Here is a 19082-nt window from a genome sequence, read left to right as displayed (position 1 = left end):
TCAGTTCAACACCCGCAAAAGGCCGGGTGAATCCAGTGAAAAGGCGGGAATGGTGACATTGAACACCTCGCCATTTTCCGTTTCCATTTCATAATGGCCAAACATCAGGCCTGAAGGCGTATCCAGCGGGCAGCCGGAAGAGTACTCATAGCTGTCGCCCGGGTTCAGGTGCGGCTGTTCGCCGACGACTCCCGGTCCATAAACTTCATCCACCTGGCCGTTCTGGTCGGTTATGTGCCAGTAGCGGTTGACGAGCGTTACCCTGATGTCGGAATTGTTCGAGATCACGACTTTATAACCCCAGACGTAACGGTCGTCATCCGGGTCGGATTGTTCCTCGAGATAATACGGATCGACCGTAACCTCGATGTCCCTTGTCAGAGCACGATACATACGCGCCATACCTCGATATTATGCCTGCAACCATCATCCTACACTATAGGCTCTGGCTATCGTCAAGAAAATGAATGGCTTGACGGGCGGGAGGCGCCTTCTGCCGCGCCATTTTCCACCGTTAGGGATAACGGGAAAGGTAAATATTGGTTGCCCGCTACGGGATTTTCGGTTGCGCCGTGGCCCGGCATGGAGGCGGGCCACGGTGATCATGAACTGGATGCTCAGGCAGAAACGGCCGCCAGCCCCTTGGCAATATCCTCCAGCAGATCGTCGGTATCCTCGATGCCGCAGGAAAGGCGCAAGGTGCCGCCGGAAATGCCGAGTTCGGCGCGCGCCTCGTCGGAGAGGTTCTTGTGCGTCGTGGTGCCGGGATGGGTGATAAGGCTCTTGGCATCGCCCAGATTGTTGGAAATCTTCACGATCTCCAGCGCGTTCTGCAGCGCGAAAGCCGCATCCTTGCCGCCCTTCAGCTCGAAGGCCACGAGCGTCGAGCCGCCGGACATCTGCCGTGCGATGATATCGGCTTGCGGGTGATCGGCGCGGCCGGGATAGATGACCTTGGCGACCTTGCCGCTATCGGCGAGGAAATCGGCGATCTTGCCGGCATTTTCCGTCTGCTGCTTGACGCGCAGCGGCAGGGTCTCGATGCCTTTCAGAAGCGTCCAGGCATTAAAAGGCGACATTGCCGGGCCGGTATGGCGGAAATAGTCCTGCAACTCTTCTTCGATCCACTTCTTGTCGGAAAGGATCACGCCGCCAAGGCAACGGCCCTGACCGTCAATATGCTTGGTTGCCGAATAAACGACGATATGGGCGCCGAGTTCGAGCGGCTTCTGGAAAAGTGGGGTCGCGAAGACGTTGTCGACAACCACCTTCGCGCCAATCTGGTTGGCAAGCTTCGCCACGCCGGCAATGTCCACCACTTCGAGCGTGGGGTTGGTCGGGCTTTCGAGGAAGAACAGCCTGGTGTTCGGCTGGATCGCCTTTTCCCAGTTGCCGAGATCGCGTCCGTCGATCAGCGTGCACTCAATGCCGTATTTCGGCGCAAGCGTTTCGACCACCCAGCGGCAGGAGCCGAAAAGGGCACGTGCGGCAACGATGTGGTCGCCGGCACGCAGCTGGCACATGATGGCGGCCGTGACGGCGGCCATGCCGGAGGCGAGCGCCCGGGCGTCTTCCGCGCCTTCCAGCAGGCACATGCGCTTTTCGAACATGTCATTGGTCGGGCTTGCGTAGCGGGCATAGATGAATCCATCGGTTTCGCCCTTGAAGCGCGCTTCGGCGGCTTCGGAGTTTTCGTAGACGAAACCCTGGGTCAGATAGATCGCTTCCGACGTTTCACCATAGGGTGAGCGTAGCGTACCGCCGTGAACGAGCTGGGTTGCCGGGCGCCATTTATTGCTCATGTGATCACCTTTAAAACAAAAAAACCGGCCGCAAAAGCAGACCGGTTCCAAGCACCCGGTCTTTTTAGCCACTTGTTTAACGTGGCTGCAAGCCGACCGGCCAAATCACCACGGGATAAGCTTGCCATACTGCCGTTATCGGCTTGCGTCAATGCTTTCCTTTTGGTTTTGTCGCCGTAAAAAGGAATGACGACCATGACGAGAACCACGGGCATTTTGGCGGATGGCGCGATCCGCGCGCTGTTTGCGGGCGGTAAACTGAAGAGCGAGGCCGAGCTTGATGTCGATCAGGTGCAGCCCGCCAGCCTCGATCTGCGGCTGGGCTCGAAGGCTTACCGCGTTCGCGCCAGTTTTATGCCTGGCCCCGGAACCCGCGTCATCGACAAGCTCAATCGTCTCAGCCTGCATGAGGTGGACCTCACCCAGGGTGCGGTGCTGGAAACCGGTTGCGTCTACATCGTTCCCCTCATGGAAAGCCTGGCCCTGCCGGTGGAGATGTCGGCTTCGGCCAACCCTAAGAGCTCGACCGGACGTCTTGATATCTTCACCCGCGTCATGACCGACAACGCGCAGGAATTCGACAAGATACCGGCGGGATATGCGGGCCCGCTCTATCTGGAAATCAGCCCGCGCACTTTTCCCATCGTGGTGCGCCGCGGCTCGCGCCTGTCGCAGATCCGCTTCCGTATCGGTCATTCCCTGCTTAATGAAGGCGAACTGCTGAAACTGCACGAGACGGAAACGCTGGTCGCCAGCGAAAGCCCGAACGTGACGGGCGGCGGCATCGCGCTCTCTATCGACCTGAAGGGCTTCGGCGAAAACGGGTTGATCGGTTATCGCGGCAAGCACCACACCGCGGTGGTGGATGTCGACAAGAAGGCCCAGCATGACGTTCTCGATTTCTGGGAGCCGCTTTACGCCCGCGGCCGCGCGGAACTGATCCTCGATCCCGATGAATTCTATATTCTCGTTTCGCGCGAAGCGGTGCATGTGCCGCCGCTCTATGCCGCCGAAATGACGCCTTTCGACCCGCTGGTTGGTGAGTTTCGCGTGCATTACGCCGGTTTCTTCGATCCCGGTTTTGGCCACGCACAGGCCGGCGGCACTGGCAGCCGCGCCGTGCTGGAAGTGCGCAGCCACGAGGTTCCCTTCATCCTCGAACACGGCCAGATCGTCGGCCGTCTGGTGTACGAGCATATGCTGCAGAAACCGGAAGGCCTTTATGGCAGCGGCCTCGGCTCCAATTATCAGGCGCAGGGACTGAAACTCTCCAAGCATTTTCGCGCGGAATAATGATCCCGTCGGGTGCTTGACACCCGATACGAACTATCCGATGTCTTATGCGCGGCGCGGGTGTAGCTCAATGGTAGAGCAGCAGCTTCCCAAGCTGAATACGAGGGTTCGATTCCCTTCACCCGCTCCAGTCCAGCCTTCCGAAACTGACTTTATCGCATGGCTTTGACCGCTATCATGTCGATGGCCGTGCGAATGTGCAATTTAGCTTGACTACGATTAAATTGCACGTAATAGTTGATGCAGTCGTAACATGATGGGGAAGTGTTATGAGTCGCAAGCTTATTTCTGAATTTCTGGGAACCTTCTGGCTCGTCTTCGGCGGTTGTGGCAGTGCGGTTTTTGCTGCTGCTTTTCCCGAACTCGGCATTGGTTTCCTCGGTGTTGCTTTCGCTTTTGGCCTGACGGTCCTGACAATGGCCTATGCGGTCGGCGGCATTTCCGGCGGTCATTTCAATCCGGCGGTTTCCGTTGGCCTCACCGTTGCCGGCAAATTTCCCGTTTCGAACCTCGTTCCATATATTGTGGCGCAGGTTCTGGGGGCGATCGTTGCCGCGACGGCGCTTTATGTCATCGTTACCGGCAAGGCCGGGGCTGAACTTGGCGGTTTTGCCGCCAATGGTTATGGCGAACATTCGCCGGGCGGATATTCACTCCTGTCGGCGCTGCTGATCGAGGTGATCCTGACGGCGTTTTTCCTGCTCGTCATCCTGGGCTCGACGCATGGCAGGGTTCCGGTTGGTTTTGCGCCGATCGCCATCGGTCTCGCCCTTACCCTCATTCACCTGATTTCCATTCCGGTGACCAACACATCCGTCAATCCGGCCCGCTCGACCGGACAGGCCTTGTTCGTCGGCGGATGGGCCTTGCAACAGCTCTGGCTGTTCTGGCTCGCTCCGATCCTTGGCGGCGCCATCGGTGCCGTGGTCTGGAAAATTTTCGGCGAGGAAGAGAAGGCCGGTCACGCCAGCTCTGTCCAGCCCGCGCAGACATGAACATGAGGCTTTGTTTTCCCGAATGGTCGGGGAAACGACTGAGGAGGATGACATGGATCTTGCTTCGATATTGGCCCAAATCATCGGCGGTGCGGTTGGCGGCACGGCCGGCGGAAAGATACTGAAGGATTCCGATCTCGGCTCGCTCGGCAACCTGATCGCGGGTGCCATCGGCGGCATAGGTGGCGGAACCGTGCTCGGGTCACTGCTCGGGGCGGCTGGAAATGCAGCGGCCGGTGGCGTGGATATCGGCGCGCTCGCGGGCCAGCTTGTTGGCGGTGGCGTCGGTGGTCTGATCGTTCAGATCATTGTCGGCCTGATCAAGAACAAGCTCGTCGCCAAATAGGGTCAGCTCGGCTGCCTCTGTAGTGGTATGACAGACCTTGCCGGAGGAAATCCGTTCGGCAAGGTGTTCCGGTTATATACCTATCGATAGCGGCAATATGGGAGGCGCGGTCTGCGGGCTGCGCGTGAGACAGCATTTGTCGTTGCTGATCTCGTCAGGGCGGATTCCTGACGGTCGGCACATGCGGTGTCTTGTTCCAGAGGAAGGGTCTCGTTCTCAACTCCACCACCGCGCGCCATGCCGCAAAGGACAGCATCAGCCAGTAAAACGGGATCACCAGCCAGCGCTTTCCGACCTGCCTCTTTTCATAGGATATCATTCTGTTGCGGCCCATCAGAACGAAGATGGCGTAGCTTCCGAAAATATTCAGCGTATCGATGAAAAACAGAATGCCCTGCCAGGAAAGCAGCATCTCCGCACCACTTTCCCGGATCGCCATGGCCATGAAGGTGAAGGACAGAAACAGCAGGGGGTGGGTCAGCGATGATAAGAGCATACCGCCGATCAGCAGCTGGAAGACGATATAGTCGATCCATCCCATCTTGCGTGCGGTTGCAAGGGGCGCACGGGTCATCACCAGCCAGCTTTGCAGCCAGCCCTTGTACCAGCGCGTACGCTGGTTAAGCCAGACGGAAAGCGAGGTCGGCGCATCCTCCAGCGTCTGCCGCCGGATGACACCGCAACGGTAGCCGAGCCTGTGCAGCCTGAGGCCGATATCGGCGTCTTCCGTGACATTATAGGGATCCTAGGCACCGATGCGGCGCAACGCGGCGGTGCGGAAGTGGTTTGAAGTGCCGCCAAGCGGCAACGGCAGGCTGCGCGCGGCGAGGGCGGGCAGCATGCAGCGGAAGAGGCCGGAATATTCCAGCGCGAAACAGGCGCTGAGCCAAGAGGCGCGGGCATTGCTGATGATGAGCGGTGCCTGCAGGCAGGCCACCTGCTCCGGCTGGCCACGGAAGGCGTCATGGGCTTCGCGCAGCTGCTGCGGATGCGGGCGATCCTCCGCATCGTAGACGACAACGAACGCGCCCCGCGCACCGGCAAGCGCATAGGTCAGCGCCTTGGGTTTGGTGCGCGGCAGGGAGGGCGGCACCCTTATGACCTCGACATGCGGGCCGGGATTGGTGCTTTCGATGGCGGCGATCGTCGCGCCGTCATCCGCCTCGCAGACAAGCTTGATATCCAGCCGGGATTTGGGCCAATCCAGCCGCTCAAGCGCATCCATAAGCTGCTCGACGACAGCGTCCTCGCGATAGAGCGCCACCAGAATGGTGTAAACCGGCAGGTCGCCGTCCTGTCGGAGAGCGGGCGTGATCTGCGCTTCGTTCTGCGTGGGTGGGCGCAGAAGTGCAAGCAACCTGAAAAGCAGGGTGAAGAAATAAAGCATCGTCAGGGTGACATGAATATAGGCCAGAGCCGCCTGGGTATAAAATAGCAGCGACAGCGTCAGCAATGTCGCCAGAACGCCGCTGTAAAAACCTTGCTGGCCCTGCAAGGTGATCCTGGCGGAATGATGCGGCGCCGTATTGAAAAGCCGTTGGCGCGCCTCGGCGCAGCGGCGTGTCTCGCCGGCCTTCCAGATTGCCCTGCGCAGGGCCTGCGGGGTCGTAATGGCAAGCTCATCGAGGAGATGCGGATGTCGACACAGCACGGTTTTCAGCTGTTCCAGCCGTCCCAGCTCTGGCACCATCAGCAATGTGGGTCTGCCCTTTAGCGGCTTCAGCCGAAGCAATTGTGGTTCAACCAGTTGCATATCGAGGTGACGGATATCCTCGACCCGTTCCGGGTCGATATCCGGGAGAAAGGGCAACCGTAAAAAGCGGGCAAAAGCACCGAAATAGGCCTCCGCCCGGACCAGCCCGCTTGCCAGCAATTCGTCTTCCACAGTCGAGCCATTTTTCAGGGCGCGCTGCTCGAACGTGTCGATATAAGGCTTGCCGAAGCCCAGTGAGGCGAGGAACTGCGCCTGTCCGGCTTCTGTCTGTCCGGACGCCACCCATTGCGGATCATCAGCCGTGAATGAAAATGCAATTTTCCGTTCTGCCGGCGTCGTACGAAACGATTCTCGTGTATAATAGCTGTAATGATCCATGCATCGCCGCCGCCGTCATGGTAATGTCCCATTTTCTGCCACGGACAGTATAGATGAGAATGACGAATGTAACGCGAAATATAGGTCTTGTTTTTACTTTAGCTATCGCTTTACAATTTGTTGGAAGCCGGGGCGAAGTTCATGCCGAAGGCCTCTCGGATGGAAACCGCATGCCGGTGCTGTTCGATGCGCAGGAACGGTTTCCGGGCGGCGATCTTTCTTCCGTCCCCCGGATCAGGTTTCTGATGTCGGTTGACTTCCCTCCCTTCAATTTTACCGATCAGGAAGGCCGGCTTGCCGGTTTCCACGTGGATCTCGTGCGTGAAATCTGTGCCCAGCTGAAGGTGGAAAGCAAATGCCAGGTACAGGCACTGCCGTTTGACGAGCTGGAGGCGGCGCTGGAAATGGGGGAGGGCGAAGCGGTGATTTCCGGCATCGCCACCACCGCTGACCTGCGCAAGAGTTTCACTTTCTCGCGTCCCTATCTGCTGTTGCCCGCCCGCCTTGCGGTCAACAAGGCGGCGAAATTCTCCGGCTCCGGCGCTGAGGCCCTGTCGGGCAAAAAGGTGGGGGTCGTTGCGGGCTCGCGGCACGAACAGATGCTGAAGGCATTTTTCCCCAAAGCTGCCGCTGAAGGTTTCGAGGGCTACGAACCCATGTATGCGGCCCTGAAGACGGGCAAGGTGGATGCCATCTTCGCTGACGGCCTGCGTCTGCCTTTCTGGGTTTCGGGAAGCGCCTCGGAAGGGTGCTGCGCTCTTTTCGGCGGGCCTTATATGTCCGACAGGTTTCTCGGGGAAGGCCTTTCCATCATGGCGGTCGATCCCGACAATGTGCTTGTGCCGGCCTTTGATCAGGCGCTTGCCGCCCTTTCCCGCAATGGCCGGCTGGAAGAGATCTACCGACGTTATTTTCCCTACGGCCTTTATTAGAGCATCGGGTAAAACGGCGTCGCGGCTTTGCTTCGGAAAAGGCGCGAAAACGGGAGATGGTTTCGGGCACCGATCCGGTTCCGGCCCGGATCGTCTGTGCTATGCCTTTCTATTTTGCCGGGGCAAAGGCCTCGTCACCGCGGCGCAGCCGCAGAAGTGCGATCCACACGGCAGCGGCGATGGCGGTCTCCACCATGAAATAGCTGCCGATCGTGCCTGAAATGCTGAAGGACCAGGTGAAGAGGGCGACGACGACGGAGCCGATGAGATTGCCGCTGTTCCATATCTTGGCGCGAATATCCTGCCGCCCGGATGCGCCGAGCGCCTCGAGCGCCGTTGCCGCAACCGCCATCGGCAGCACCGCCCAGCACAGAACACGGGTGATGACCGGCAGCGAGACATATTCGTCGCCGAACAGGAGCGGCAGGAAAGGTGCGATGATGAAGATCACCAACGCGCTGCCTGCCGCAATGACAAGGGCGGCCTTCAGCACGTTATAGGCGCGTTCTATGGTCTTGCTGATGCCCTGCAGGGCGGCGGAAGCCGAACCCGGATAGATCAGCCGGTTAAGCGCCTCGACGGAGAGATAGGAACTGTCGAGAATCCGGCGGGCTATGGAATAGCTGCCCAGCACCTCGGCGCTGGCAACGGCGCCGAGAACCAGAATATCGGCATTGCCACGCACGGCCTTGAACAGGAACTGGGTGGAAAACAGGATACCGATGCGGATTTCCTCGCGCACGATCCGGAACACCGGCCGGCCGAGGCTGCCGATCGCCTTCACCGAAATCACGGCGGCAATGGTATGGGCGGCAAGGTTCCAGAAGGCCCAGGCCTCCACCGTTTCCACCTTGAAGACGAGGCAGGCGACCACAGCGGCAATCGTGCGGGCCACGGCAAACATCACTTCCAGCTTGTTGGCGGCGGCGAAGTTGGAGTGAGCGATGAAGCTTTGCGTGGAGAGAGAAATGACTTTGAGAAGAACGAGGTTCGTCACCAGGATCAGGAAGGTGGTGATGAGGGTGTGCAGCAAGGTTTCCGAAGTCGGGAAAAACACCGGGATCGTTATCATGCCGATGATGGTCAGCACCACACCGGTCGCAGCGCTCAAGAGATAGCTGTGGCCGAGCATGACGGGAAACATGCTGCGATCCTGCGCCACGCGACGGATCAGCGATTCCTGCGAACCGATGCCGCAAATCTGCACACCGAGATTGGTGACGGCCGTGATGGAGGCATAAAGCGCGAATTGTTCGACGCCGAGATGGCGGGCAAGCAGGGCGAATGTCAAAAGCTGGGCGGCGCTGGACATCAGCAGCGCACCCCCGGATGCCATATAGGTCAATCCCAATCTGACTAGATGGCCGAACCGCGGCGTATTCAACGACACCTCATTCTCCGTGTTTCTCCGACATTGCCGGGCGAGTTCAAAAAATGATCACCCTGCCTTGCAATATTTCGCGACCTGAAAAAGCCAGGAACCGGCCAGTAGACTGAATGCCTGTAACCTGAATGAATGACAGTTTCTCCTGTCTTAGCCTTCTTGAGGTAAGAGAGGGTTAAAGCAATTGCACAATAATGATGATAATGACCGTTTGCGGTTATTTGGACATGGCCCGGTTTCACAAGGGTTTTGTTGTTCGTCACAAGGCAGGCCGATGATCCGATTTTCCCTTCCCGATGCAGGCGACCATGCCGCGTTTTGCTGATACGCAGCCTGTTTCCGGGGAAGGTAACGCCATGTCCCTTTCGGGCGGCCGTCGCGACGCGATTTTTTTCGTCGTCACGATGCTCTATATCTGGATTTCAGTGGCGCCTTTCGAGAGCCTCGCGGTGCCGCCGGTTCCGCGCGCTGCCGCAAACCAGCTGACCGGGCTGGTGATTGCGCTGATCCTGCTGGTGTTTGCCCTGCGTCACCGGCTGACGGGGCTTTTGCTGCGGCCGCGTCTGCCCATTCTGCTGCTGTTTTCCTGGCTGGTGATTTGCTCGGTGATCGGCACGCAGCCCGGCACCTCGCTGCAGCGCCTGATCTTTACGGCACTGCTGTGTTTCATCACCAGCGTCCTGGTTGTCATGCCAAGGGACCGGCGGCAGTTCGACCGGATGATGGCCGTCTTCGCCATCATTCTTTTGGCGCTTTGTTATTTCGGGGTGATTTTCCTGCGCACCCGCGCGATCCATCAGCCCTTTGATCTCGATGAAAAAGCACTGGCGGGTGACTGGCGTGGCATCTTCAACCACAAGAACGCCGCCGCGCCCGCCATGATCATTCTTTTCATGGTCGGGCTTTATCTGCGCAATGCCTGGTCGACGCTCGGTGGTATCGCGATCACGCTGCTGGCGGGGTTCTTCCTCTGGAAAACCAACGGAAAGACCGCCGCGATGCTGTTGCCCGTCACCATTGCCCTGGTCTGGGTCATGGAAAGACATGCCGCCCGGACATTGCTGATGATCGGCGGCCTTCTCACCTTTCTCAACATCGTCGCGGTCGGCTCCACTTATTTTCCGAGCATACAGAATCTCGTCGAAAGCCTCGGCATCGATTCCACCTTCACGGGCCGGACGGACATATGGCGCCTGTCCTTCGACACGTTCGCGCAATCGCCGATCTTCGGTCAGGGTTTTCAGGCATTCTGGACGAGCGACCGGCTTCTGTCACAGGCCGATATTGCCGGCACCTGGGCGGTCACAGCCTTCCATGCCCATAATGGTTATGTCGAAAGCCTGTTGAATGGCGGCCTGCCGGCCTTTATCCTGACCATCATATGGCTCGTCATCATCCCTGCAAATGATTTCCGCACGGCGGTGGACAGGGGAACGGATCCGGGTCTGACGCGGCTTTTTGGGCGAATTTGGGTGTATGCCCTGCTTTCTTCGTGTCTTGAGAGTAATTTCTTTACCGGAACCGGGCCTATCTGGTCTTCTCTTCTGATCGCAGTCTATTGTTTGAGGCATCAGGCCTACGACATACTTGAACAGGGGCAGTAATTTGCAGACAGGCCGGGGGGCTATGTATGGCGCAAAAAATCGGGACTTTTGCAGACCGGATCAATAACCGGCTGGTGCGATATTTTCCGGGACCGTCGGCGCGGATCGAGACATCCGAGCCGATCGTCTCCTTCACATTCGACGATGTGCCGGCAAGCGCCTGGACGAAGGGTGCCCGCATTCTCGAAGAGGAGGGCGTCCGCGGGACGTTTTACATTGCGGGCGTTTTTATCGACGGGCGCGATGAACGGCAGGAGATGATTTCCGCCGAGGGCTGTTTCAAGCTCGCTGCGGCAGGCCACGAGCTTGCCTGCCACACCTATTCCCACCGCAAACTGTCGAGTTTTTCACGGCGCGGGCTTGAGGAAGATCTCGACCGCAATGACAGCGTGCTCGGTTCATTCGATGAAAAACGGCACAGCCGGAACTTCTCGGTTCCTTTCGGCATGGCCTCGCCACTCATGCAGCCCCTGTTGCGGCGCAGGTTCAGAACTGTCCGCGGCATCATGCCCGGCATCAACCGGGGCAGCATCGATCCGCATAATCTTGCCGCCGTCGAATTGCGGTCGGATCAGAACTATCTCGACGCGGCCGACCGCTGGCTGGATGATGTGCTGCAAAATGGCGGCTGGCTCGTCATTTTCACCCATGATGTTTCGTCTGCGCCGAGCTTTTACGGTTGCCCGGAGGGCAGGTTTCAGGGGCTCGTCCGCAGGGCGACATCAGGCGGCGCCAAAGTCATGACGGTTGATGCCGCCGCAACGGCACTCGGTCTGTAAGGAGTGTTGCCAGCAGACACTCTCTGTGCCGGAGGCTGACGCGAGAAGCATGCCGGCTGGCAGGCGGTTCTACTGGCTGGCCCAGATGATACGGGCGATCCATTCCACATCGGCCATGTCGAAGCTGCGGTTCGGATGCTCGGGGTTCAGCGACAGAAGCTCGATGTTCTTGGGGCTCTGCCGTGCCAGTACCTTGGCCATCACTTCGCCGTCACGGCTTTTAAGCACCACGCGGTCACCGCGCCGCACCTGCGCGCCGGGTTCCACGATGAGGATGTCGCCGTCACGGTAAAGCGGCATCATGCTTTCCCCCTGCACTTCGAGTGCGTAGACACCCTGCTTGCGCTCGGGGGAGGAGGGGAACTCCACCACATCCCAGCCCTGGCCTGCCGGAAAACCGCCATCATCGAAAAACCCGCCGGAGCCGGCCTGCGCGAAACCGAGAAGCGGGATGGCGTTGTCGGCGCCGGAAGGTTGCATCGCCTGCGCCCTGTTGAAGGCATAACCGAAAAACTGGTCGACGCTGGCCCCCGTCGCCTCCAGCACCTTGGAGACGGATTCCGTCGAAGGCCAGCGCTTGCGGCCGTCCGGGCCGAAACGTTTCGACTTGTTGAACGAGGTGGGATCGAGACCGGCACGCTTCGCCAGTGCCGAAGGTGTCAGTTCGTGGCGCTTGGCCAGCGTATCGATGGCGCTCCAGATCGTCTCGTGTGAAAGCATGGTAGAAAGCCCGCAGATGGAGCCGGTGGCGGAAAGCTCCTGTCGTTTACCCACCGGAATCTAGACCATATCCGGCCTGGAGTAAAGAAAGGAAAGGAATAAAATCCTTTCTTACGCCACCATGGCCGATGTATTTATCTTGGCGAGCTGGATGACGGCCTGCGTGCGGCTGTCGACCTTCAGTTTCAGCAGGATGGCGGAGACATGCGCCTTGATGGTGGCTTCCGAAACATTCAGCTCATAGGCGATCTGCTTGTTCAGCAGGCCTTCTGCCAGCATGCCCAGAACCCGGCTTTGTTGCGGTGTCAGCGTTCTCAGTCGGCCGATGAGGTCGGCCACGTCAGGGTCCTGTTCCTTTTCGCCCTGATGCCCTGCCGGTATCCAGACATCGCCCTCCAGAACCGCACGGATGCCGTCTCTGATATCGTCGATACCCGAGGATTTGGAAATGAAACCGGAAGCGCCGAGTTCGATCGACCGGCGGACCGTGGTCGCGTCGTCCGTTGCCGAAACGATGACGATCGGCAGGCTGGAAAATTCCGCTCGCAGCGCCATCAGGCCGGAAAATCCGCTGACCCCCGGCATGGCAAGATCGAGAAGCATCAGGTCGGCGTCGTTACGTGCCGTTGCGGCACTCCGGGCAGCCTCGAAATCTCCCGCTTCCACGATGTTCTGCTGTCCGTCGAGGCCGGATACGGCCTGCTTGAGGGCGCCGCGAAAAAGCGGGTGATCATCTGCAATGATAATGACAAGTTCCGACATTCTGGCCCCCTCCCAAGGGCGTTATGCGGTTCTTTCTCAGGACTGGTATACTCCCTTTGCCGGTGGTCGAAACACGACCGGCTCCTCCGCCAAAGGTTGCGCCAATCGGTTCCTCATTACAAGAAAAAGCTTGTGGAGAGGCGGCCTTTCAGGCCCGCCGCAATAAAAATGCCGTGGAAACTGTGGACAATCTGCGAGCTTTGCGGCAAATCCCGCTGAGTGGAAAGCCTTGGAGAGCCCTATGCAGGAAACGCCCGCGGTCATCTATAAAATCGTGCCGGAGACGTTATGGAATGCGGCCAGGGCGAAGGGCGTGTTCGAGGGGGCGGCCATCGACCTGACCGATGGCTTCATTCATTTTTCGACGGCAAAACAGGCGGCCGAGACCGCCGCGCGGCATTTTTCCGGCCAGGTCGATCTGCTTCTGATCGCGGTCGACGGTGCGGCCCTCGGCGACAAGCTGGTTTATGAGCCCTCCAGAGGTGGCGATCTTTTCCCGCATCTCTATGCCCCGCTTCCCTTGACCGCCGTGCTTTGGGAAACGCCGCTTTCGCTCGGTCACGACGGCCAGCACCAGTTTCCGGAGATTTTGTGATGAGCGGATTATTTTCCTCTATCGGCCGCAAGGGCCTGTTTCTGGTCGATCCGGAAAAGGCGCATGGGCTGTCCATTGCGGCGCTGAAAAGCGGCTTCCTGCCCACCTGCATGGTGCCGCATGATCCGCGCCTGCAGCAGACGGTTGCCGGCCTCGTCTTTCCCAATCCGCTCGGTATGGCGGCAGGTTATGACAAGAATGCCGAGGTGCCGGGACCGCTTCTCCGGCTCGGTTTCGGCTTTACCGAAATCGGCACGGTCACGCCGAAGGCACAATCGGGCAATCCCAAGCCGCGTATTTTTCGTCTGGTCGAAGACGAGGGCGTCATCAATCGCCTCGGTTTCAACAATGAAGGCCATGCGGCTGCGCTGGAACGTCTGAAGCAGGCAAAGCTGCGCGGCATCGTCGGTGTCAACATCGGCGCCAACAAGGATAGCGAAGACCGCATCGCCGATTATGTGCAGGGCATCGAGGCGTTTTACGCGGTCGCATCCTATTTCACCGTCAATATTTCCTCGCCCAATACGCCCGGCCTGCGTGACCTGCAGGCGCGCGAAAGCCTGGCCGCTCTTCTCAGCGCCGTGCTGGAACGCCGCAAGGCGGAAGCGGAACGCTTCGGTAAACGCATCCCGGTTTTCCTCAAGATCGCGCCCGATCTGACTGAAGAGGGGCTGGACGATGTTGCGGAAGAGGCGCTCGCCCATGACCTCGATGGTCTGATTGTCTCGAACACCACGCTCTCCCGCGAAGGCCTGCGACCCGGCCCGCACAAAAGCGAGACCGGCGGCCTGTCCGGCAAGCCGTTGTTCGAGCTTTCCACCGCGGTTCTCGCCAAGATGCGCCGGCGCGTCGGCGGCGATCTGCCGATCATCGGTGTCGGTGGTGTTTCATCCGCGGAAACGGCCTTGGAAAAGGTGAGGGCAGGGGCCGATCTCGTGCAGCTTTATTCCTGCATGGTCTATGAAGGCCCCGGCCTGCCCTCGGCCATCGTCAAGGGCCTGTCGAAGCTGGTCGCTCGCGAGGGCGTGGAGTCGATCCGCGATCTGCGCGACAGCGCGGTGGACCGCTGGGCTGACCGCAAGCTCGGCTGAATACGGTCCGTCCGACGGGTAGAAGTCCTGCGTAAATTAAGGGAGGTCTTCCTGCGTTGGCCTCTCCTGTCCTCATCCCTGTGCCTGTCACGGGATTCGGCCAGCCCAGGTCCTTGGGTTGAAAAGTCTCCCTCCGCCGCGCAGACATGCGTCGGAAGGATTCTTTTGACGAACACAGGAGTGAGGGCGGAGGGTATCCCCCGCTACCTCATGCGCAAAGCACCATGGCCCAATAGGGCCGGTTGCGGCTGGCGGCGTCATAGGCCACCGCGACGCCAAGACCATTATAGGGTCCGAGCATGTTTTCGAGATGGTGTTTCGAACCGATCCAGGCTTTGACGACACGCTCGACGCTGTCCTGCCCGGCGGCCACGTTTTCCGCGGCCGGAAGCGGCACATTGCCATCCTTCATGCGGATAAGGAAACTGTCGGTGAGGCCGATCAGATGCGCCATCTTCTGTGCCTTGACCATGCGGCCGGCCTGATAGGCGGCGGCACCGCTGGCGGCACCATTGATGGCGAGCGGTGAAAGCCCCTTCGAGCGGCGCAGATCGTTGACCATTGGAAGCGCCGCCGCCGTCTCATCGCGGGTGCCTGACGGCATTCCCTTGTTGGTGGGCATGGAAACGCAGGCGGAAAGGACGGAGCCGGCGGAAATCAGCACGAAGCCGCGCCGGGTAAGCGTCTGAAGTGATGTATCGGTCATGTCAGCGGCGATAGCTCAGAAGGCGCAGGATGATGAAAACGGGAATGACGATCGTGGCCCCGAGGATCAGATAGTCGCCGATCGCGCCCAGCGCATGGAAACCGCTGCGCCACAGGTCGACCACGAAATCGCGCGCGCCGTAGATGATGTTCCACGGCGTCAATCCGAAGATTGCCATCAGAAAGCCGACGAGCAATGAAACGACGAGCAGCTTCACCACGGTGCGGGCCACCGTATCACCCAGCATTTTGTTGACCTCACCGGCCATCAGCAAGTCTCCTGTTTTGTCCTGACATATGGGGCGCACCGCTTCGATGCAAGTTTTCGCGCATTATATCGCGCCATATCGGTCAATTCCACGCAGGGGCCATGAAATAGGACTTGAGTTTTTTTATGGCTTGATAAATGACAGCCGGCATCTTCTCAGGAATCATTGATGGCCCCAAACCAGTTTTCTTCCGGTGACGTCATTGCCGACCGCCGGGCCGACTATGCCCGCATGTTGGCGGAAGGCGGTGATTATCCCGCCGCCGCCGAACTTATGGAACAGGCGCTTGAACTTGCGCCACGGTGGACGGCGGGATGGTTTCGCTTCGGGGAGTATCACGAAAAGGCGGGGGAGACCGCAAAAGCCGTGGCGGCTTACGAGAAAGTCGCCACGCTGGATACGGAAGGGCTGTTTGCAGCCGAACTGAAGCTTGCGGTTCTCGGCGCCGCCGAAACACCCGAACAGCCGCCGAGCCGTTATGTGGAAGGGCTGTTCGACGACTATGCCGACCGTTTCGAAACCTCGCTTGTTGAGAAGCTGGATTACAGCGTGCCGCAAAAACTGGCGGAACTGATCGGCAGGGAGGCGAAAGGCAGCGCCTTTGACACTGTCGTCGATATTGGCTGCGGCACCGGCCTCCTTGGTGTCGAAATCCGCTCCCTCGCAAAACGGCTCGAGGGTTTCGATATTTCCCAGAACATGCTGGCCAAGGCGGAGGAAAAGGATCTTTACGATCATCTCGGCCAGGCCGATCTTTCGCTGGACGAAGAGGCCTCGGGACTGTTCAGCCCCACACTTGCGCAGCACCGCGCCGATCTCGTCGCCGCCGCCGACGTGATGATGTATCTCGGCAGTCTTGAAACCGTCATGCCGCTCGTTTCCGCTTTGCTCAAGCCATCGGGCTTCTTCGCCTTCTCGGTGGAGGATGCGGGAGATGAGGAAGGGTTCATCCTGCGGGAATCCCTTCGTTACGCCCATTCCAAAGGCTACGTGACCGAGCTCCTTGAGCGGACGGGCTTTTCCCTCATCGAAATCCGCAAAACCACCATTCGCAAGGATGCCGGAAAACCCCTTTCCGGCATTCTCTTTCTTGCCCGCGCCAGAGGCTGAGCATTCCGTTTCTTGCCTTTTTCACGATAGGTCAGCCTTGCTTACTTATCCATCTTGATCCGGTATTTTTTGCAGTGCAAAATATGCCGGAAACCTGAGGGAAAAGCGTGAGCAGAACGAGAAGCGTTTACAGCATGTGGAGTTCCGATCCGGCCAGACATGCGCCGGTGGAAGACGTGCAGGGCATCGTCACCGGCGCCATCGTCTCGGCGCTCGGCTTTTATCTCCTGAACAAGGTCGGCCTTTTGACCGGCGGCACCGCCGGCGTTGCCTTCCTCCTTCATTACGCCTTTGGCATCAGCTTCGGTCTGCTGTTCTTCCTCGTCAACCTGCCGTTTTATTACCTCTCCTTCCGCCGCCTCGGTCTCGCCTTTTCGTTCAAAACCTTCATCGCCATCGGCCTTGTTTCTGTGCTGACGGAAGTGGAGGCGCGCTGGATGGTCATCGACAGCATCAATCCGCTCTGGGCGGCGTTGCTTGGCGGTCTGCTTCTGGGTTATGGGTTGCTGGCACTTTATCGCCACCGCGCCAGCCTCGGTGGCATCGGCATTCTGGCCATCTACATTCAGGACCGTTTCGGCATTCGTGCCGGTCTCATCCAGCTGGCCTTCGATGCCTTCGTCATGCTCTGCGCCTTCCTCGTCATCGATCCGGCTACCGTTGTCTATTCGATTGTCGGGGCCTTCGTTCTCAACATGTTTCTTGCCATCAATCACCGCTCGGACAGATACATCGTCGTGCGTTGAACTGCGTACTTGAAATCCGCCGGGCTTGGGCGCAATAGCTGGGCCAGATCGGGCAAGTCAGGGGAAAATGCATGGACGATACCAGTGCGCGCAGGCGATTGAACCTTTGGACGTCGGCGCCGGATCGCCATTCGCTGCTGGAAGATGCGCAGGCCATTCTGGCGGGCAGCATGCTGATTTCACTCGGCGTCACGCTGTTTTCCGCCGCCGGTCTTTTGACGGGTGGTGTGGTGGGTCTTGCGTTTCTGGCGCATTACGCCAGTGGCTTCAGCTTCGGCGCGCTGTTTTTTCTCGCCAATCTGCCGTTTTATTACCTCGCCTTCCGCCGCCTCGGCCTCGCCTTCACCATCAAGACCTTCTGCGCCATCGCCATGACGGCACTGCTGTCCGAATATATGCCGGGCTTTTTCGCTTTTGAGAGCATCAATCCGATTGCCGCCGCACTCTTTGGCGGATTGACGGTTGCCGCCGGCATGCTGGCTCTGTTTCGCCACCGCACCAGCCTCGGCGGTTTCGGCATATTGGCGCTTTATCTGCAGGATCGTTTCGGCTGGCGTGCCGGGCTCGTGCAGCTCGCCTTTGACGGCATGGTGCTGGCCTGCTCCTTTTTCGTCGCGACGCCTTTCGTCATCCTCTGCTCCATCCTCGGCGCGCTGGTCATGAACCTCACCCTTGCCGTCAATCATAGAAACGACCGCTACATCGCCATGTAGCGGCCGCCCGGTTTCGATCGGGTAATTCAGGCCGCCTTGGCTGCCGCATCCACCGGGTGCTGCGAGCGGAAGCCCACGGCGATGCGGTTCCATGTATTGATGGCGCCGATGGCAACCGTGATCTTCACGATATCTTCCTCGGAAAAATGCGCCTTCAGGGTCTCGAAGGCATCGTCCGGTGCGCCGGTTTCGGCGATCTTCGTCACCGCATCCACCCAGCCGAGCAATGCCCGTTCCTGTTCGGTATAGACAGGCGATTCCCGCCAGACGCTCATCAGGTTGATCCATTGTTCGGAAAGCCCGTCATGGCGGCTTTCCTTCACATGCATGTCCACGCAGAAGGCACAGCCGTTGATGATCGAGGCGCGCAGCTTGATGAGATGAACGAAGCGGCGCTCAAGGCCACTGCTCTGGACGTAATTTTCCAGCGCCATCACGGCCTTGAAGGCTTCGGGAGATGCCTTGGCATAGTTGATACGGGTTTTCATGGGTCTCTCCATTGGTTGTGGTTTGTTTAAAGGCATGCGGTATCGATCCGGAAAGCTGCGAGGCTTTCCGATATTCGTGCTGGCAAGTCGTTCGGTCGCCCTGTCTTTCCGGGTCTCAGCGCACGGCTGTCTTGCGCTCGTTCAACTCCAGGAAGGCGCAGCCGCGCGCGGCAATCCCGCCATCGTCCGTGGCGGCAAGATCACCCAGAATGTCGGCGATGCTGGTTTTGGCAAGTTCCGCCCGATAGACCTTCTCCGCTTTCAGCATCGCGGCATTGATGCCGCAGGGTTTGGTGAAATATCGTCCCGGCAAGGGGTTCGGTCCGCGCTGGCGGAGTTCGGCGCAGCGGAAGGCTGGCTGTGGTCCCTCCACGGCCAGCACGATGTCCAGCAGCGTGATCCTGTCGGTCGCCCGGGCCAGGCGGTAACCGCCCTTTGGCCCCGGCACGGTGGCGACTATGCCTGCATTCGACAGCGACTGCAGGTGCTTGAGAAGATAGCTCGTGGAAACGCCGTGGAATTCCGCCAGCGCCGCTGCGGACAGCACGCCGCCTTCGGAAAGGCCCGCCAGCATGCCCACGCTATGAATGGCCTGTTCCACGCCGTCCCCAAGCTTCATCGGTCTTTCCCGTGTCCCGTTGTCTCAGTATCGTGGA

General features: G+C 59.2%; 20 protein-coding genes, 1 tRNA gene, 1 pseudogene and 1 riboswitch. Of the genes and pseudogenes, 12 read left to right on the top strand and 10 right to left on the bottom strand.

Features of this window, described 5'->3' with window-relative positions; translation table 11 throughout:
• A complete protein-coding gene (apaG, locus tag JZX88_RS02180; protein WP_065114782.1) occupies positions 1-393 on the bottom strand; it encodes a Co2+/Mg2+ efflux protein ApaG in 393 nt (130 codons plus the stop codon).
• Positions 394-617: 224 nt separating this feature from the next.
• On the bottom strand, positions 618-1802 hold the full coding sequence (locus JZX88_RS02175; protein ID WP_065114783.1) for an O-succinylhomoserine sulfhydrylase: 1185 nt from the start codon (positions 1800-1802) through the stop codon (positions 618-620).
• A 43-nt stretch (positions 1803-1845) separates the two neighbouring features.
• Positions 1846-1924, bottom strand: a riboswitch (SAM riboswitch).
• A 73-nt stretch (positions 1925-1997) separates the two neighbouring features.
• Here JZX88_RS02175 and JZX88_RS02170 point away from each other — a divergent pair.
• The 4 genes from JZX88_RS02170 to JZX88_RS02155 all read left to right on the top strand — a co-directional run bounded on the left by JZX88_RS02170 (position 1998) and on the right by JZX88_RS02155 (position 4436).
• Positions 1998-3095, top strand: coding sequence for a 2'-deoxycytidine 5'-triphosphate deaminase (locus JZX88_RS02170; RefSeq protein WP_110755928.1), 1098 nt, complete (start codon positions 1998-2000; stop codon positions 3093-3095).
• A 56-nt stretch (positions 3096-3151) separates the two neighbouring features.
• A tRNA-Gly gene (locus JZX88_RS02165) sits at positions 3152-3225 on the top strand.
• A 139-nt stretch (positions 3226-3364) separates the two neighbouring features.
• Positions 3365-4090: an aquaporin Z gene (aqpZ, locus tag JZX88_RS02160; protein WP_206912393.1), complete on the top strand. Its 726-nt coding sequence runs from the start codon at positions 3365-3367 to the stop codon at positions 4088-4090.
• A gap of 52 nt (positions 4091-4142) precedes the next feature.
• The gene (locus tag JZX88_RS02155; protein ID WP_065114785.1) at positions 4143-4436 is read left to right on the top strand and encodes a hypothetical protein; all 294 of its coding nucleotides are present in this window, start codon (positions 4143-4145) and stop codon (positions 4434-4436) included.
• Between the two features lie 154 nt (positions 4437-4590).
• Here JZX88_RS02155 and JZX88_RS02150 read toward each other — a convergent pair.
• A pseudogene (locus JZX88_RS02150) lies at positions 4591-6528 on the bottom strand (glycosyltransferase family 2 protein).
• A gap of 170 nt (positions 6529-6698) precedes the next feature.
• On the opposite strand from JZX88_RS02150, the gene JZX88_RS02145 reads away from it, so the two are divergent.
• Positions 6699-7460, top strand: a complete 762-nt coding sequence (locus tag JZX88_RS02145; protein WP_206912391.1) for a transporter substrate-binding domain-containing protein — start codon at positions 6699-6701, stop codon at positions 7458-7460.
• Positions 7461-7569: 109 nt separating this feature from the next.
• On the opposite strand, the gene uppX is transcribed toward JZX88_RS02145, so the two are convergent.
• Complete coding sequence (gene uppX, locus JZX88_RS02140) at positions 7570-8796, bottom strand: Wzx-type polysaccharide biosynthesis protein UppX (protein WP_246753421.1); 1227 nt, start codon at positions 8794-8796, stop codon at positions 7570-7572.
• Positions 8797-9152: 356 nt separating this feature from the next.
• On the opposite strand from uppX, the gene uppY reads away from it, so the two are divergent.
• On the top strand, positions 9153-10448 hold the full coding sequence (gene uppY / locus JZX88_RS02135; protein WP_065116119.1) for a Wzy-type polysaccharide biosynthesis protein UppY: 1296 nt from the start codon (positions 9153-9155) through the stop codon (positions 10446-10448).
• Positions 10449-10474: 26 nt separating this feature from the next.
• A complete protein-coding gene (locus tag JZX88_RS02130) occupies positions 10475-11227 on the top strand; it encodes a polysaccharide deacetylase family protein (protein ID WP_065114789.1) in 753 nt (250 codons plus the stop codon).
• 69 nt (positions 11228-11296) lie between these two features.
• Here the strand turns inward: JZX88_RS02130 and JZX88_RS02125 are convergent, their stop codons facing one another.
• Positions 11297-11947: a helix-turn-helix transcriptional regulator gene (locus JZX88_RS02125; RefSeq protein WP_065114790.1), complete on the bottom strand. Its 651-nt coding sequence runs from the start codon at positions 11945-11947 to the stop codon at positions 11297-11299.
• 111 nt (positions 11948-12058) lie between these two features.
• On the bottom strand, positions 12059-12709 hold the full coding sequence (locus JZX88_RS02120; protein WP_206912388.1) for a response regulator transcription factor: 651 nt from the start codon (positions 12707-12709) through the stop codon (positions 12059-12061).
• A gap of 241 nt (positions 12710-12950) precedes the next feature.
• On the opposite strand from JZX88_RS02120, the gene JZX88_RS02115 reads away from it, so the two are divergent.
• Positions 12951-13304, top strand: a complete 354-nt coding sequence (locus tag JZX88_RS02115; RefSeq protein ID WP_065114792.1) for a DUF952 domain-containing protein — start codon at positions 12951-12953, stop codon at positions 13302-13304.
• Entirely contained in the window at positions 13304-14395 is a 1092-nt protein-coding gene (locus JZX88_RS02110) for a quinone-dependent dihydroorotate dehydrogenase (RefSeq protein ID WP_174028830.1), read from the top strand. Before JZX88_RS02115 ends, JZX88_RS02110 begins: the two co-directional genes overlap by 1 nt.
• A 208-nt stretch (positions 14396-14603) precedes the next feature.
• Here the strand turns inward: JZX88_RS02110 and JZX88_RS02105 are convergent, their stop codons facing one another.
• Both JZX88_RS02105 and JZX88_RS02100 read right to left on the bottom strand, forming a co-directional pair.
• Entirely contained in the window at positions 14604-15101 is a 498-nt protein-coding gene (locus JZX88_RS02105) for a CAP domain-containing protein (protein WP_065114794.1), read from the bottom strand.
• 1 nt (position 15102) lies between these two features.
• The gene (locus JZX88_RS02100) at positions 15103-15369 is read right to left on the bottom strand and encodes a DUF6460 domain-containing protein (RefSeq protein ID WP_003493739.1); all 267 of its coding nucleotides are present in this window, start codon (positions 15367-15369) and stop codon (positions 15103-15105) included.
• A gap of 168 nt (positions 15370-15537) precedes the next feature.
• On the opposite strand from JZX88_RS02100, the gene JZX88_RS02095 reads away from it, so the two are divergent.
• From JZX88_RS02095 to JZX88_RS02085, 3 genes are all read left to right on the top strand, one after another.
• A complete protein-coding gene (locus JZX88_RS02095; RefSeq protein ID WP_206912386.1) occupies positions 15538-16479 on the top strand; it encodes a class I SAM-dependent methyltransferase in 942 nt (313 codons plus the stop codon).
• Between the two features lie 134 nt (positions 16480-16613).
• Complete coding sequence (locus tag JZX88_RS02090) at positions 16614-17225, top strand: YitT family protein (protein WP_026363783.1); 612 nt, start codon at positions 16614-16616, stop codon at positions 17223-17225.
• Positions 17226-17296: 71 nt separating this feature from the next.
• A complete protein-coding gene (locus JZX88_RS02085) occupies positions 17297-17938 on the top strand; it encodes a YitT family protein (protein WP_046800530.1) in 642 nt (213 codons plus the stop codon).
• A gap of 26 nt (positions 17939-17964) precedes the next feature.
• Here the strand turns inward: JZX88_RS02085 and JZX88_RS02080 are convergent, their stop codons facing one another.
• Both JZX88_RS02080 and JZX88_RS02075 read right to left on the bottom strand, forming a co-directional pair.
• The gene (locus JZX88_RS02080; RefSeq protein ID WP_142855284.1) at positions 17965-18426 is read right to left on the bottom strand and encodes a carboxymuconolactone decarboxylase family protein; all 462 of its coding nucleotides are present in this window, start codon (positions 18424-18426) and stop codon (positions 17965-17967) included.
• Between the two features lie 115 nt (positions 18427-18541).
• Positions 18542-19045 carry an Rrf2 family transcriptional regulator gene (locus JZX88_RS02075; protein ID WP_142855285.1) on the bottom strand — a complete coding sequence of 168 codons (504 nt, stop codon included), beginning with the start codon at positions 19043-19045 and terminating at the stop codon, positions 18542-18544.
• Positions 19046-19082 lie beyond the last annotated feature (37 nt).

It is taken from the genome of Agrobacterium sp. OT33 (assembly GCF_017313365.1).
In the GTDB taxonomy this organism is placed as follows: domain Bacteria; phylum Pseudomonadota; class Alphaproteobacteria; order Rhizobiales; family Rhizobiaceae; genus Agrobacterium; species Agrobacterium rhizogenes_A.
Note: the sequence above shows the minus strand (reverse complement) of the source record. Positions and strands in the feature narration are given on the sequence as shown.

What these genes read in the sequence shown, in the direction of transcription:
- apaG (WP_065114782.1), bottom strand. Translation starts at nt 393, where the DNA reads ATGTATCGTGCTCTGACAAGGGACATCGAGGTTACGGTCGATCCGTAT.
- JZX88_RS02175 (WP_065114783.1), bottom strand. Translation starts at nt 1,802, where the DNA reads ATGAGCAATAAATGGCGCCCGGCAACCCAGCTCGTTCACGGCGGTACG.
- JZX88_RS02170 (WP_110755928.1), top strand. Translation starts at nt 1,998, where the DNA reads ATGACGAGAACCACGGGCATTTTGGCGGATGGCGCGATCCGCGCGCTG.
- aqpZ (WP_206912393.1), top strand. Translation starts at nt 3,365, where the DNA reads ATGAGTCGCAAGCTTATTTCTGAATTTCTGGGAACCTTCTGGCTCGTC.
- JZX88_RS02155 (WP_065114785.1), top strand. Translation starts at nt 4,143, where the DNA reads ATGGATCTTGCTTCGATATTGGCCCAAATCATCGGCGGTGCGGTTGGC.
- JZX88_RS02145 (WP_206912391.1), top strand. Translation starts at nt 6,699, where the DNA reads ATGCCGGTGCTGTTCGATGCGCAGGAACGGTTTCCGGGCGGCGATCTT.
- uppX (WP_246753421.1), bottom strand. Translation starts at nt 8,796, where the DNA reads ATGGCATCCGGGGGTGCGCTGCTGATGTCCAGCGCCGCCCAGCTTTTG.
- uppY (WP_065116119.1), top strand. Translation starts at nt 9,153, where the DNA reads ATGCCGCGTTTTGCTGATACGCAGCCTGTTTCCGGGGAAGGTAACGCC.
- JZX88_RS02130 (WP_065114789.1), top strand. Translation starts at nt 10,475, where the DNA reads ATGGCGCAAAAAATCGGGACTTTTGCAGACCGGATCAATAACCGGCTG.
- JZX88_RS02125 (WP_065114790.1), bottom strand. Translation starts at nt 11,947, where the DNA reads ATGCTTTCACACGAGACGATCTGGAGCGCCATCGATACGCTGGCCAAG.
- JZX88_RS02120 (WP_206912388.1), bottom strand. Translation starts at nt 12,709, where the DNA reads ATGTCGGAACTTGTCATTATCATTGCAGATGATCACCCGCTTTTTCGC.
- JZX88_RS02115 (WP_065114792.1), top strand. Translation starts at nt 12,951, where the DNA reads ATGCAGGAAACGCCCGCGGTCATCTATAAAATCGTGCCGGAGACGTTA.
- JZX88_RS02110 (WP_174028830.1), top strand. Translation starts at nt 13,304, where the DNA reads ATGAGCGGATTATTTTCCTCTATCGGCCGCAAGGGCCTGTTTCTGGTC.
- JZX88_RS02105 (WP_065114794.1), bottom strand. Translation starts at nt 15,101, where the DNA reads ATGACCGATACATCACTTCAGACGCTTACCCGGCGCGGCTTCGTGCTG.
- JZX88_RS02100 (WP_003493739.1), bottom strand. Translation starts at nt 15,369, where the DNA reads ATGGCCGGTGAGGTCAACAAAATGCTGGGTGATACGGTGGCCCGCACC.
- JZX88_RS02095 (WP_206912386.1), top strand. Translation starts at nt 15,538, where the DNA reads ATGGCCCCAAACCAGTTTTCTTCCGGTGACGTCATTGCCGACCGCCGG.
- JZX88_RS02090 (WP_026363783.1), top strand. Translation starts at nt 16,614, where the DNA reads ATGTGGAGTTCCGATCCGGCCAGACATGCGCCGGTGGAAGACGTGCAG.
- JZX88_RS02085 (WP_046800530.1), top strand. Translation starts at nt 17,297, where the DNA reads ATGGACGATACCAGTGCGCGCAGGCGATTGAACCTTTGGACGTCGGCG.
- JZX88_RS02080 (WP_142855284.1), bottom strand. Translation starts at nt 18,426, where the DNA reads ATGAAAACCCGTATCAACTATGCCAAGGCATCTCCCGAAGCCTTCAAG.
- JZX88_RS02075 (WP_142855285.1), bottom strand. Translation starts at nt 19,045, where the DNA reads ATGAAGCTTGGGGACGGCGTGGAACAGGCCATTCATAGCGTGGGCATG.